Origin of the sequence: Oribacterium sp. HCP28S3_H8 (assembly GCF_052064775.1) — a bacterium.
GTDB lineage: Bacteria > Bacillota > Clostridia > Lachnospirales > Lachnospiraceae > Oribacterium.
This window is the reverse complement of sequence record NZ_JBQHUZ010000002.1, coordinates 426,284-440,409: the sequence shown is the minus strand read 5'-3', so window position 1 is coordinate 440,409 and position 14,126 is coordinate 426,284. Positions and strand designations below refer to the sequence as shown.

The following is a 14,126-nucleotide window of genomic DNA, read 5'->3' as shown; positions in this document are numbered from 1 at the left end:
CATAATCCTCCTGCTCATTCGCTGGGGGATTATGTAAAGAAAAAGGAGGAGGATTTCAATAATGCCAAACAAAACAAAGCAAAACTTTTCATTTCCTACAACACAACATAAACTTGTTTATGTGAAGCTTTACATAAACAAGTTTATATCCCATCACAGCACCTCTTCTCTGCTCTTCGGCGGATGTTTCTTCACCGGTGTTTCTTTCTTCTTCCGAGGAGCCTTCAGCTCCGCGCACACAGACTTCTTCGGCTGTACCTCCTTATCGGCTGTTTTCTGCTCTGTGGGTCGAGCATTTGTCCCTGTTTCTGCAGCTTCCGGTGCTCCCATGGAAGATTCCCTGTCTACGCTCTTCTCCTTCTGCAGATCGAGTAAATGCCCGTCAATCTGACCGATCAGATCGCTGGATGTGCTTCGGATCGTCTCCAACGAGGCTTTCAGTTCCGCTGTTTCTTTCCCAGTGGACCACCCGGCAATATAGCCGAAGGAATAATCCGAAGTCTCAATGCCGTAATGCTGGCAAACGGTATAGGCAACACTCTCCGCCTGTACTTCCTTTGTCCTGGTATCAAACTTTTCCCTGTCCTTTCCGGCATGGAGTGTCGCGTGCGCCATTTCATGAATCAGTGTTTTTACGGTCTGGATCTCACTCATTCCTTCCTGAATGGCGATCCGGTTCTCTGCCGTATGAAAATACCCTTTGGCACCACCCGTAATCTCCTCAAAGCTGACCGGCACAGGGGATGTCTGCCCCAGTGCTGTAAGGAAACTGCCATAACCATCAACCGATCCCGTCAGTTCCTCCACACCCAGCGCAGGAATCTCTTTTCCTTCCGTCTGGCTCACATCAAATACGGTGGCGACCCGAAACGACGGCCTTTCGATCTCAACTGTTTCCTTTTTCGGTTTGCCATCCGCATCGAGAACTGCCTTCTGCGTATCCGGATCAATCACATCCCGTTCTGTCTTCACTTTGTAAGGTGCCGGGGCAATGATCTTGATTCCCTTCTCTCCACGCTTTACCTGTCTGCCATGGTTTTTCTTCCATGCCTGATATCCGGCAACCAGCGTGGCATCCGGCTTCTGCATGCTGATGAGAATCGTGTTGTTCAGAGAATAATTGTGGAACTTGGACATACTGGAAAGATACGCCTTGTACTTCTCACTCTCAAAAAGTTCATGAACTCCCTGTTCCAGTTTTTCCGTGATTTCCGCGATTGTCTGCTGCGGCTTCTTTGTACCCGGCTCTGATACAGCATCTGCCCCAAGGTGAAGATCGGTAACATCTCTGGCATATTCCAGAGGCGGGACCTTCAGAATGCTGTTTTCCCGGAACGAATAATAGCTGTCGTCATTGCCGATAATGATGTGATCCACAATCGGTGTTCCTAACAGCTCACAGATCTTTGCCATCCGGTCCGTCAGGGCGATATCTTCCTGAGACGGCATAAGATTGCCGCTCGGGTGGTTGTGGAACAGCATGACGGATGCAGCATTGGAGAGAATGATGCTCTTCATGATTTCTCTCGGATGTGCAAGCGACTGATTCAATGTCCCGATGGAAACAACATTCATGTTGATAGGACAAAGATCATTTCTCAGGTTTACAACCGCCAATACTTCACGGTCATATCCCTTTAGTGTCTCTGCCATCAGACGGACAGCTGCTTCCGGTGAATTTACAGGTTCGGAGCTGTAGAGAGGCGGCTCCTTTACCATGCGGATACCGACTTTATCGAGCTTGTAGCGTTTACTTGAACTCATCTGCATCACCTCCGATCGGGATCACGATTACAACATCCTGATCCTTCAGCTCTTCCAAGACATCCCGAACTGTTCCGGTCGTTGAAATGGGTTCATCAATCGTCTTTTCGTTTTCCATAAGTCTTTTTTTCCTTTCATGAAAAAACTGAGCCATAGAAATTTCTACAGCTCAGTATCTTTATCCTGTTTGACGGATGGATTAGTTCCAGGGAAACATGGGATCAATATCGAATGGACTGTCACCTCCTGTACGAATGAGAAGACACATAGATGGAACGTCTCCCAGCATCGCCAGTTTCATAATGTTCTGCCAAAAGAGCTGTTCCAGTTCTCCGATCTCCTCTTCAATCTTCTTGTTTTCCTCAATAAGGGAACGAATCGCTGCTGCATTGCATAAAGAATTCATGTTTTCTGTCATGTGTATGACCTCCTTCACCTTCTATATAGGCAAAGAACAGCCATTTCCCTCAAAATTTCTTGAAAAATTTTTATTCTTCTCCGTCAGAGTCTTCGGATTCCTGTTCATTCTCCGTTTCCTCTTCTTCCGGAAGGTCAAAACCGTCGTCATCTTCCCGGTAATCTGCGTCCGGATCTGGCTGGTTGGCAGGCTTTCCCTTTTTCTTCTTTGCCTGCAGGAAAATCCACACACCAATACCTCCGATGGCAGCGACCAGAACAACTACCGCAGGAAGCATGAAGTTATTGCTGCTCTTTTTCTTCTCTACGGGTTCCACTGTGGTTTCCGGTTCCTCTTTTTTCTCTTCCGGTTCCGGTGTTACTGTCTCCTGTGTTTTCTGCTGATCCAAGGATTCCCTGATAGCATCTGCATCCTCATCATCCATCAGATTCAAAAGATCTTCCTCATCGACCTGATTCAGGAAGTGGACCGTCTGCTCCCCTTCATCATCACGATCAATGATGAGGTAAAAATAGTTTCCGTTCTTTGTAACGACGGTAATGAACTGCTTCCCACTCTTTGTTGAAATGTCATCCACCAGTGTGAGATTGCCATCCGGGGTGAGCGGATCCAGTTTCTCGGGTTCTTCCGCAGTCTCTGACGGCTCCTCGGTTGTCTCCGTCGGAACCGACTCGGTGGATGCTGCCGGTTCATTTGTCTGGGCAAATACCGGGATCGACGAAACACCGCAGCAGAGCATTGCTGCCAGTACAACGGAAAGCCATTTACTCTTCTTCATGTTCCGCCTCCTGTTCTGCCATTTCCGCGCCTTTATTCGGAACCATGGCTGCCCGATTCTGAAGAAGTTCCCGCAGTTCCTCCGGGGTAAGGCTGAAAGCATGCACAACCTCATGGATCTCTGTGTTCTCCTCTTCTGTATATTTCTGTTCCAGTTCTTTGATCCGCTGATCCCACTCTGCCCGTTTTGTACGGGCTTTATTAAGATCCGCTTTGATTCTTTCCAGTTTCTTACTCATGAAAACCTCCTTACTGTAATCTGCCAAAGCAGTAGAAATGCTGTCTGAAATACGATGAATTGATGGAAGCATACTGAATCGGGTTGCCGCAGTGAATCATCATGCCGTTGCCGACATAGATCCCGACATGGCTGGCGCCCGGCGTGTCATACGTTCCCTGGAAAAAGATAATGTCGCCTGGTTTTGCTTCATCCGGCGGAATGATATTCAGCTTCTGACGAAGTCCCTCCGCCGTTGTCCTGCCAACATTCCATCCATTACCGCTGTGATTGATCACCCAGCAGACAAACCCAGAGCAGTCAAAGCTGGTGGACGGACTGGATCCTCCCCAGACATACGGATAGCCAAGGTATTTCTCCGCCTCATGCATCATGTTGGCAAATTTCTCGTCACTGAGCGCTTCCACCGGAATGTCATAGTCCGTATATTCTCCGGCAGATGGATTGGCATAGACATCATCCGCAAACAGATATTCCCGGTTGCCCTTTGTCTCATTGAGAAGCGCATACCGTGACTTCTGCGCATCAGTCAGAGATGCCTGATTGATACAGGCTTCCATCGTCTTATTGACGAGCTTTACATGCAGAATCTTATATTCGTACTGCACTTCCACTTCATAGGTGTATTTCTCCCGCGAAGTCTCGCCGGTATCCGGATCCCTGACGGTCCGGTGTCCTGTCCGTTCCTCTATCCTTGTGCGGGTCTGAATTTCTTCCCGGAAAGTCAGCTGATACTGTGCATGGAACAGTTCCTTTAGTTTGTCCTGCACCTCTTCCTCTGAATAATCCTCATAGAGAACCGTGAGATACGATGTCAGAACATAGGGATTGTGGTTGATATTGGCAAGATCAAATTGGTACTCGTCATAGCCGTGATGCGTCGTTTTAACCTGATCAACCTGCGACTGCAGATCTGCTTCCATGGCTTTATAGTCATTGTTTGCTCCACGAATCGCCGCATCTTCTGCGGTATAGGAACTGCCGAGAATACTGTTGCCGGTGCCGCTGGCAAACATGGAACAGGATGAGAACGTGCTTACAACCAGAATAAGGATCAGTCCGAGAACACCGGTCGTCAGCAGCATTCCAGGATGTTCCGAGACAAACCTCTGAATATTGGCGCCAATGTCTGCAATTCTTTTGCCTGCTTTGGTGCTTCCTCTGGCTGCTGCACTTCCGGTTTCTTTCCCAGCCGCTTTTCCGGCTTTCCTTGCTGCCGCATACTGCTGCTTAATGTTCTGCCGCTGTTTCCAGCGTGAAAAGAAGCTGGTATTGCCTGTGCTCTCTGCGGCAGATTCTGACGCATTTGCTTCCTTTGCTGTCTTTCCCACGCGTGAAGCATATTCAGACTCCGATTGCAGCTTTTCTGCTGTCTTTGCCGCCTTAAGCTTTCTCGAATATTTCACCTTTCCTGCAATATCGCCTGCAGCTCTTCCGGTATCTTCCGCAGCTTCTGTACTGCGGTTCAATGCCTTGCTGCCGACGTTATCATCCTGATCTCCTGATTCAATAGCAGAATGCATTCTCTGGGAAATAACCGCCGATGAAACGGTTTTTGATGTTTTCGGTTTGTCCTGTTTCTTCTTTCTAAACCGAAGCTCCTTCCCATAGTTCGTATTGCCTTTGAAACGGGATTTCTTCCTAGTCCTTGTATATCCTTCCTCAGAAGGAAGCCGGACCTCTTCTGCCTCCGGTGCTGCTCTAGCCGACTGCTCCGCCATATCCTTCCGGAAGCGGACTTTTTCTTTCTTCTCGGCCAATTAACTTTCCTCCTTCTCGTGGGATATTTCACCCGGCTTTGTCGTCATGATCCGGTACAGTTCCAGATCCGTCGGGAAGTGATCCACAAACGGAAGGATGACATTGCCATAAAAAAGCAGCCCTTCTCCCTCGCCGGAATGTGTCACATAGGACAGCTGATGCGGAGAGATATTGAGCTGCTTTGCAAGAATGGCCCGGTCACCGGATGCTTGATTGAGCATATAGATGAAATCCGAGTTTTCGAAGATGTTCTCGACTTCCCTACTGGAGAGAAGATCCTTCACGTTCTGTGTGATACCGGTCGGGATACCGCCCCACTTACGGAATCTCTTCCAGATCTCCACGGAGTAGGCTGCCGTCTGTTCTTCTTTCAGAAGCAGATGGAACTCATCCATGTAGTAGCGCGTAGACTTTCCGGCTTCCCGGTTCGCAGTGACTCTACCCCACACCTGATCCTGAACGATCAGCATGCCGAGCTTTTTCAGCTGCTTGCCAAGTTCCTTGATGTCATAGCAGACCAGACGGTTATTGATATCGACGTTGGTTCTGTGGTTGAAGAGATTCAGTGATCCCTTGACGTAAATCTCCAGTGCCGTTGCCACATGGTGGGCTTCTTTCTCCTCCTGTGCCAGCAGCACATTATAAAGGTCCTCTAGAACCGGCATGTTCTCCGGCACCGGATTGTCAAAATACTTCTGGTAGATCTGATGCACACAGCGGTCGATGACCGTCTTTTCTACCGGCTGCAGTCCTTCCTTGCCTCCGACAACCAGCTCACACAGGGAAAGGATGAAATCCGCCTTGAGTGCAATCGGGTTGTCTTCCTCCGAGTAGTTCGCATTAATATCCATCGGATTAATGAACTGCGTACTGGTCGGAGAGATCTTGATTACCTGTCCTTTCAGACGTTCTACAAGCGGGGAATACTCTGCCTCCGGATCGCAGATAATAATGTCATCATCTGTCACCAGAAACGCATTGGTGATCTCACGCTTTGCGCTGAACGACTTACCAGAACCCGGTGTTCCGAGGATCAGGCCATTCGGATTCTTCAACATCTTTCGGTCCACCATGATCAGGTTGTTGGAAAGCGCATTCAGCCCGTAGTACAGCGCTTCCTTGCCGTTCTGGAACAGCTCCTGCGTCGTGAACGGAACAAAGATCGCCGTACTGGAAGTCGTCAGTCCTCTCTGAATTTCAATTTCATTGTGTGCAAGCGGCAGACTGCTCATCAGGCCCTGTTCCTGCTGAAAATCCAGCCTTCTGAGGTTGCAGTTGTGCTTTTGGGCAATGCTGGATGCCTGAAAAATATTGTTTTCCAGCTCCTGTTTGGTTTTCCCGGTGTTGAGGATCAGAAACGTCATCAGGAACATCCGCTCATTCTGACTCTGCAGCTCCTGCAGAAGACTCTTCGCATCTTTCCCATACGTTGCAAGATCTGACGGGATAATGTCCATGTCGTAACCAGCACGAACAGCTTTCTTCTGCTCTTCAATCTTGGATCGGTCGAGTTCCGTGATCGTGTGCTTGACCGTCTTGATCGCCTCGTTCTGATCGACAGATTGGATATGCATCGTAACCACCTGTGAGGATTCCATATCCAGAAGGTCCTTCAGAAGCTGATCCGAAAGATCCGAGGCTGTAATTGCCAAAAACGACATGGCTCCGTAAAGATCTCCCATCTGGAACATACGTCCGCCGGGAAAGGAAAAAGAAGATGGTGCGATGAAATCCTTCACCGAAAGTCCTGACTCTGGCAGCCATTTCCATTCAAAATAAAACCGGTCCTTGTCACCCATGTGGAACAGATCATGCATCACTTTCAGTCGCTGCTTTCCATCCAATACAGTTGCCACCACACCGAGTCTTCGGAAGTTATTCAGAAGATCCGTCTGAATATGAATCAGACGTGGTTTGGCCTGCTTCATGGATTCCGCTTCAATGCCAAACGTCAGATACTTGGTCTTGGTCAGACCGTTATTACCCTGCGCCAGCTGCGTCCGCAGCATCTTACTGTATTCTTCCCGGACATCATTAAAGCCGTCATTTCTCGGCGGGATACGGATGCTCTTCTCAAAGCTCACGGCATCTGTGCTGAGATTCATGAACGAAAGCTCAAAATGTACCGAGCTGTCAAAGAAATTCAGGAATCCGCACCATTCATCAAAGATGGCTGTCTTATCCTCCTGCTGTGCCAGCTGGTAATTGATGTCCTGAAACTGAATCGTCTTGCTGTAATAATTGCTGTCTGACCGGCAGATCCCATCCTGAAACATGCGTTCAAACGGAATGGACTGCTGTGCGGTCCTTGGGATACCGTCATCCTGTCTGGCATCCTTAATGATCTTTTCGATTTTCCGCTTTTCGCGGCTTGTCAGGTTTGTCGGCAGCTTCAGACTTTCTGCCGCCCTGTCTTTTTTCTGCTTCCAGAACAATCTCTCTCACCTCCTTATCTGCCTGCGCCATACGCATCAGCGCAGCATAATAGTTGTTCGTCTTGTATGGCCGCTCTTTCGGGCGGATGAATTTTGCTTCGATAAAGTGCTGCATCAGCACTTCCAGCGGCATGCCGTCTCTCTCGTACATAGCAAGAAAGAAAAACGGCAGCATGATCAGGATCATCCCCATGGAAGCCAGACTCATATTTCCAGTCTTTCTGATCAAAAAGAAAGACGGTACTCCAATGAGCGCCGCCACAGAAAAACAAATAAGCTGTCTCTTTGTCAGATTGAAGAATACTTTGGACTTCACACGGGTAAGATCTCTGGGCACCGAGATATACGCCGACAATATGATTTCCTCCTTTTTCAGTGTGCATTAAACACGGATTTTGCAAGACTTCCCGTCTTAAAGAGCGTAAAGCACAACAAAACGGTGTAGCCGAGGACTCCCCAGACTGAAGCGATAATATCATCCGAGAATGCAATGTTCTGGATCAGCACCGCATAGATCCCGACACAGATCATGATCAGGAATCCCTGAAAGCCAAGTGCACAGATGGATCGGAAGTAATTCTGTCCGATCTGACTCTGTTCCCTGTTTGCAAACGTGGAGAACGGAATCGGTGCAAGGCTCGTCATCAGATAGATCTCAATCATTCGTCCATAGATGATGACAAAGATCACAAGCGACATGATCCACATCGCAATATTTAGTATGATGGACTGCAGGAACACGCCCAGAAGCGGTCCCAGGTCCATTGCCATCAGGGTGTCTTCCATCTGCGACAGTGCGCTGCCGTCAATTGCCGTCGTGCCGGAAATGATTCCTGCACTTTGTGAAATAACATGCTGTGCGACATCAAATACGGCCATCACAATATTGAACGTATTTGTAATCAGCATGACCGCGACAAAGGTCTTGAAGATCCATTTGAAGAAAATCCATGTTTCAAAATTGGCTAAATTGTTGTGATCGATAATCAGCTGAATCAGCTCGTAACAGGCAATAAAAGTCAGGATCATCCCAGCAATCGGGATGATCACCGACTCAGAAACATTCCGGATCATAGAGAAAACGCCCGGAGAGAAATTCGCGGGCGATGTCCCTACCTGTGAAGCGACGCTGCCAACCTGTTTGTTGACAGAATCGAAGATGCCGGTGAAATTGTTCATGATCCCGCTTACGAGCATTTTCTTCAGCCATTCTGTAATCTGCTGAAGAATTGTGTCCATTTAGCGGTCTCCTTCCCCTGTATCAGCCGAACAGTCCGGAAAGAAGCGGTACAAGTACAGTCCCGATAAGGGCGACACCGCCGCCTGCCATCAGCTGCTTCATGCCCTGAGACTTCGCGCCGGATAGCGATAGGTAATCCCTTGAAATTATCTCAGGATTTTCCCCCGCTCCACACCGTGCGTGCGGCTTTCACCGCACACGGCGTTCCATCGAATTCAGTAGTTTTGGGACATGAAGCACACAACTTACACACCTCGTTACAGCATTTCATTCAAAGAATAATGGGCGGCATTTCTGCCAATGCACGAAGCTTGTTAAGCTTTACAAGTTGTTTTGGTTCAAGATTAAGGAATTTCAGGAGTCTCTCGACTGTTGGGTCTTGTGTTGCATGGATGATGGTATGCACATCCTTCTTAATCAAAATCAGGTTGGCATATTCATCGGTTCCACCTTTGCTGACCGGCAGCTTATGGTGACAGTGGATGTCATGAGGAGCCATTGTCTCCCCAGTGACAGCACATTTGCCGTACTGCGCCGCATACAGTGAAATCCTGTTATCCGCATACTCTATAGATCGACCCCGGACAGGATTGCGCATCACCCAAAGCATTGTTTCTGTGTCAATTTGAAGATTCTTATGAATCAACTCACGACCTTCCACCGTATACTTATTGACCGCCTTGCGTTTGTGCTGGGCGTTCTTGGGCTGTGCTAATCCCACCGGAACCACAGGCCGCTTGTGAAGAAATCTCAGCTGTCTGCTTTCTCCATATTTCCGCTTGATAAACCCATCCTTGAGATATCCTGTTTTGGACAGATCGCCTTTCAGCCTGTTTCTGAGCTGTTTGTTAATACTGAAGGCAAGCTTTCCGAAGTCATGAGATACTTCTGTAGCAATACAGTAGTATTCGTGAAGTCCTGCAACAACAGAATTGTATTTCTGTAACTGCATGAACTGTGCTTCTTCTGACGAATGAGCCAGCTTCTTCACTTCTTCGGATAGCTTTTCATGCGCCTTTTTGTACGCCTTATCGCTCATATGAGACCGAATGACATATTTCCTGCCCTTTTTACGAACTTTCAGCTTGAATCCGAGAAATTCAGAATACTGCCGTTTCAGGTTCACTACCTTGGATTTATCAGGACTGATATCCAGCCCCAGTCTGTCCTTCAGCCATAATTCTGTGGCTTTATAGGCCCTGACAGCTTCCTCATGAGAGGAACAGAAGATTTTGAAATCATCTGCGTATCTGACCGCGTGCATTTCTTTCAGTCTGCTTCTGCGCAAAGCTCTGTAAGAATGGCTCTTGATCTTTGTGCCACTCGCATTTTCTCTTATCTTGAATTCTGTTTTGGTTGGCATTTCTTCCCATTGGGAAGCAATCCACCAATCCAGTTCATTCAATACGATATTTGCAAGTAGCGGTGACAGGATTCCTCCCTGTGGTGTTCCCTTGGTCGGATAGACCTTTTCACCGTTTGGCATGATGACCGGCGCTTTCAGCATTTCCTTAATGATGCATATCAGCTTTTTGTCACGGATTCCCAATGCCCAGATCTGACGGATCAGTTTTGTATGGTTGATGTTGTCGAAGAATCCTTTGATGTCAAGATCAACGACATGATACAGGTGTTGTACCTGCACCAGCCGCATACACTGTGCAATCGCTGTTTCAGCAGAGCGATTCGGGCGGAACCCGTTTGAATTCTCGCTGAATTTTGCTTCACAGATCGGCTCCATGACCTGTAAAACGCACTGTTGGACAATGCGGTCTATGATCGTGGGGATTCCCAGCGGTCTCATCTTTCCATTGGGCTTTGGTATCTCCACACGCCTTACGGGGCGCGGGTGATAGTTGCTGAATTGATTTCGTATCCGGCGGACGTATTCTTCCTCACTTAATTTCATGAGGCTTTTTATCGTCCGCTTATCCACACCAGCCGTATTACTTCCTGTATTCTTTTTGATCGTCCGATAAGCCAGCTTGATGTTTTCCTCGCTCTCAATGATTTCCATCAGATGATTGAAGGTTTTTCCATTTTTGCTTTCGGCATACAGGCGGTCAAAGGTTGACTCCATGTCGTAATACTCTGAATTGCGGATTTTTCTTTGTTTACTTTTCCTTTCTTGCTGCTCCGAAGTGGGCACAGGCATCCTCTCCTTCCAGTTTGGATTTTCTTTGTCATACTCGAAGCTGTGTTTGTTGTGTATTTTATGATTTTTACTGAATTCGACTTGTGGCCGTCCCTCCACCGCTTACTTGTTCACGGCTTCACAGGTACCATGCCACTGCTCTCACTAGAATAAAGAACGGTTATTGCCCTCTCGCGAAGGTATTCCCATCCACCACTTCATCGGTCTGCAACAGCCTCCATGTTCCCAGCTTTCCACGTTCCGATATTCCTATCATTGGATACCTTTAGGTCTTTCCTCTAAGCCTGTATCCGGTCATGCATAACCGCATCGCCTGTAACGATGCATGGACTTTCATAACAACCAGTCTTACTTATCCACGGACACCACCGTAAAAGGTGTACTGCCTTTCGACAGTATCAACGTTTAGACTCGTACATTCAGAAATTCGTCAGATATCTCTATCATCCTGACCATGGGTAACCGAACCCCGGCATATAGGCAGCACCATCCACCGCTGGACAGCTTTCGTGTATCGTCTGAAAATCATACTTACGACTGCTCTCTGCCGACTTCACCGAGCTCTATAACATCTTTGGGGGAAACCTGTTGCATGGTTTCCTGCCATTCGGAGTATTAGGTAGGCGCTTCAGGGCGTTACTCCCTCATTTCACCAATCGGAATATCAGTTCTCCAAAGTTTTCGGGTCAATGCCCTTCGACTTTGTGCGCAAGCTTTTCACTTACGAACGTGTCGCACGGTTGTCGTTCCCGTATCCTTCCATGAGGTTGATTGCTCCCCAGATACCAAGACCTGCGCCAAGAGCGATAACAAGAGTCTGAAGTACACCAACTGCGCTGTTAAAAAATGCCATAAATTTTTCCTCCTTGATTTGTGCCTTTCGGCTATGCATGTTTTCGATACTTTGCTTTCATGTCTCTGATGATGCAAAGGACTTCCTTTTCTCTTATGCGTATGCATTGTTCCTGATCAAACAGATCCTGAAAACAAAACAAGCAGCCAGATGTCTTCACAGATAACATCTGACTGCTATGTAATCCGCATCAACCGATGCGGCATCAATATGTGTCCAATATTTCCGGGTAATAAGAAACCGGAGAACGCTTCTTAGAGTGATCTCCGGTCAGTAAAAGCTATATATTTATGTGCGACAGTCGAGTAGACTAAGGGCTCACACCCTTAGCCCCTCACAGATCCGGACGTGCGGCTTTCCCGCATCCGGCTCCTCACAGTAACATTTACTTTAATATAGCGGATAGTAAACTTTGGGCTTTGCAAGTGGATAGCACTTCAACATGTCAACGAATCCGCTCCATGTATATGTACGTCTACATCCCCGTCTATTCATCGCTTTGAAAAGAAACTGCTGTACCCGATGTAGGAACGCATTGAGCTTATAGATGTTAAATGACACTCCGTAGTATCGGTAGTAGCCGGCCAGTTTCACATTGAGTTGTTTCACTATGTCACTCGCAGGCTGGTTCTTATTTTCATAGAGCCATTCTTTGAATTCCTTCAACTTCTTCTCAAATTTCTTTCGCGATGTTTTGACTTTGGGCCACGGGTATCCTTTCCTGCTCTTGCCGTAGTAGAATGTAAACCCAAGAAAGTCGAATGTCTCCGGCTTACCCAGCCCCCTTGCTTTGCGGTTTTGCTCCGCATATCGCCCGAATTCTATCAGTCTGCTTTTGCTTTTTTCCAGTTCGAGGTTAAACTTTGCCATACGCTCTTTTAATGCCGCATAGTAATGCTCCGCATCTGATTTGTATTGGAATCCCGCCACAAAATCGTCTGCGTAATTCACAAGAAAGCATTCGCTCCTTGCCTCTTTCTGGATTACTAACTTAAACCAAAGTGTCAGCACGTTATGCATATATATGTTTGCCAACGTTGGGCTTATATTTCCGCCCTGTACTGCACCCTCTTCCGTATCTTCATACATACCATCCACCATTACTCCTGCCTTTAGATACTTTCGTATCAGCCACAGTATGTTCGGGTCTTTGATATGCCATTCCAGGAATCTCATCATCCATTCGTGGTCGATATGGTCGAAGAAACCTTTTATGTCGGCATCCACAATGAAGTTTATCTTCCCGCGCGACACATGTTGATAAACATCCTTGACCGCTTCATGGCATCCCCTTTTAGGTCTGAAACCGTACATGCAATTTAGAAACCTTGGCTCATATATCGCTTCCAGTATCTTCTTTACTGCCAGCTGCACTATTTTATCCTCATAAGATACGATTCCCAGAGGGCGCAGTTTTCCATTTGCTTTGGGTATATAGACCCTCCGCGTCGGGAGTGGCTTATACGATTTGTTCTTCAGCCGTTGCACAAGGTCAGCAATATTGCTGTCAAGATGCTTTCCGTATTCTTCCTTGGTCACTTTATCTATACCAACCGCTTTCTTGCCATCAAGTTCCTTGTGGCATTGTTTCAGCAGGTCAGCATTGATCAAGTGATACAGACTTGTGAATTCTGGTTTCTTACTTTTCGCTGATATTTCTGCTATTCTCTCTAATTTTGTTCCCATCATTTCCTCCGTCCCTGAGTACGGATGATGTTTCCTCAGAGAGACCGCTACTGCGTAACCTCCTTCCCTCTGTCGGCATTACCCGACTTCAACAGTACTATGAAGTTATCCGACTGCCTGCCGCCCGTTTGACATCCTCCATTTTCAGTTGGTATGTCATACTCTTTTGCGAGAGGCGACAGGCTCTCCCCAGTTGATGTGAATCCTTAGTGTCAAGCATGATCGGCTCTCTGACCCCGCAGTGCCATATAGTTCTCACCATAACGAACTGTATGATGTTGCCTTCCACACCAGTTAAGACGTCGGCCAACTGGAATAACTAACTTTTCGAGGCTCAATCGCTTTAACGACCCTACTTGCTTGCTGTCTACGCTTGTCAAGCATCATTACTGATGCCATCCCAAGACTCGCTAATATCTGGCTGGTTAGGCCTTGGATATACCGGACTCCCACCGGTTAGGCTACACACCCTTGGCTGGGCGCACAACTGGAATTTGGAAAATGGTTTTTAAAGTGCTCTAAGCTTATGGATGATTTCTTCGAGAGCGAAAACAATCCCCATATAGATGGCACAAATAATCCCCATATTCACTCCAAGTGAAGTCCCAATATATTTTTCACCTTCAAGCGTTAGCCTGTATATCTTAAATCCAAACAGGTATACATATCTTATATTCTCTTCACTTGAATATGCGTGCACATAACCAAAATATATTGCTATCGCCATTGATAATATGGCAAGCCCAAAACCTATCCCTAATGCCAGAGGCACTCTGACTCTCTTTTTCATATCTTAGCC

Annotated in this window: 12 protein-coding genes and 2 pseudogenes; all 14 read right to left on the bottom strand. The window is 47.3% G+C overall.

Translation table 11 applies throughout. From position 1 onward, the window contains the following. Nucleotides 1-153: 153 nt before the first annotated feature. The 14 genes and pseudogenes from ACTNEN_RS04240 to ACTNEN_RS04175 all read right to left on the bottom strand — a co-directional run bounded on the left by ACTNEN_RS04240 (nt 154) and on the right by ACTNEN_RS04175 (nt 14,117). Nucleotides 154-1,764 (bottom strand): JAB domain-containing protein, encoded by a 1,611-nt coding sequence (locus ACTNEN_RS04240; RefSeq protein WP_441204822.1) that lies wholly within the window; start codon nt 1,762-1,764, stop codon nt 154-156. Continuing rightward, entirely contained in the window at nt 1,751-1,882 is a 132-nt protein-coding gene (locus ACTNEN_RS04235) for a hypothetical protein (protein WP_441204821.1), read from the bottom strand. Before ACTNEN_RS04235 ends, ACTNEN_RS04240 begins: the two co-directional genes overlap by 14 nt. A gap of 81 nt (nt 1,883-1,963) precedes the next feature. Next, complete coding sequence (locus tag ACTNEN_RS04230) at nt 1,964-2,182, bottom strand: hypothetical protein (protein ID WP_441204820.1); 219 nt, start codon at nt 2,180-2,182, stop codon at nt 1,964-1,966. Nucleotides 2,183-2,252: 70 nt separating this feature from the next. Then, nucleotides 2,253-2,960, bottom strand: coding sequence for a DUF4366 domain-containing protein (locus ACTNEN_RS04225; protein WP_441204819.1), 708 nt, complete (start codon nt 2,958-2,960; stop codon nt 2,253-2,255). Then, nucleotides 2,947-3,198, bottom strand: a complete 252-nt coding sequence (locus ACTNEN_RS04220; RefSeq protein WP_441204818.1) for a DUF4315 family protein — start codon at nt 3,196-3,198, stop codon at nt 2,947-2,949. Before ACTNEN_RS04220 ends, ACTNEN_RS04225 begins: the two co-directional genes overlap by 14 nt. A 10-nt stretch (nt 3,199-3,208) precedes the next feature. Continuing rightward, nucleotides 3,209-4,957, bottom strand: coding sequence for a C40 family peptidase (locus tag ACTNEN_RS04215; RefSeq protein WP_441204817.1), 1,749 nt, complete (start codon nt 4,955-4,957; stop codon nt 3,209-3,211). Next, nucleotides 4,958-7,336: a VirB4-like conjugal transfer ATPase, CD1110 family gene (locus ACTNEN_RS04210; RefSeq protein ID WP_441204829.1), complete on the bottom strand. Its 2,379-nt coding sequence runs from the start codon at nt 7,334-7,336 to the stop codon at nt 4,958-4,960. Beyond that, complete coding sequence (locus ACTNEN_RS04205) at nt 7,296-7,748, bottom strand: PrgI family protein (protein WP_441204816.1); 453 nt, start codon at nt 7,746-7,748, stop codon at nt 7,296-7,298. Before ACTNEN_RS04205 ends, ACTNEN_RS04210 begins: the two co-directional genes overlap by 41 nt. Before the next feature lie 17 nt (nt 7,749-7,765). Then, nucleotides 7,766-8,632, bottom strand: a complete 867-nt coding sequence (locus ACTNEN_RS04200; RefSeq protein ID WP_441204815.1) for a VirB6/TrbL-like conjugal transfer protein, CD1112 family — start codon at nt 8,630-8,632, stop codon at nt 7,766-7,768. Between the two features lie 22 nt (nt 8,633-8,654). Beyond that, nucleotides 8,655-8,753 (bottom strand): annotated as a pseudogene (locus ACTNEN_RS04195) (Maff2 family mobile element protein); the annotation flags it as partial. A gap of 151 nt (nt 8,754-8,904) precedes the next feature. Further along, the gene (ltrA, locus tag ACTNEN_RS04190) at nt 8,905-10,788 is read right to left on the bottom strand and encodes a group II intron reverse transcriptase/maturase (protein ID WP_441204814.1); all 1,884 of its coding nucleotides are present in this window, start codon (nt 10,786-10,788) and stop codon (nt 8,905-8,907) included. 724 nt (nt 10,789-11,512) lie between these two features. Beyond that, nucleotides 11,513-11,641: pseudogene (locus ACTNEN_RS04185) on the bottom strand (Maff2 family mobile element protein); the annotation flags it as partial. Between the two features lie 390 nt (nt 11,642-12,031). Next, nucleotides 12,032-13,327, bottom strand: a complete 1,296-nt coding sequence (ltrA, locus tag ACTNEN_RS04180) for a group II intron reverse transcriptase/maturase (protein ID WP_441204813.1) — start codon at nt 13,325-13,327, stop codon at nt 12,032-12,034. Between the two features lie 508 nt (nt 13,328-13,835). Then, a complete protein-coding gene (locus ACTNEN_RS04175) occupies nt 13,836-14,117 on the bottom strand; it encodes a DUF5963 family protein (RefSeq protein WP_441204812.1) in 282 nt (93 codons plus the stop codon). Nucleotides 14,118-14,126 lie beyond the last annotated feature (9 nt).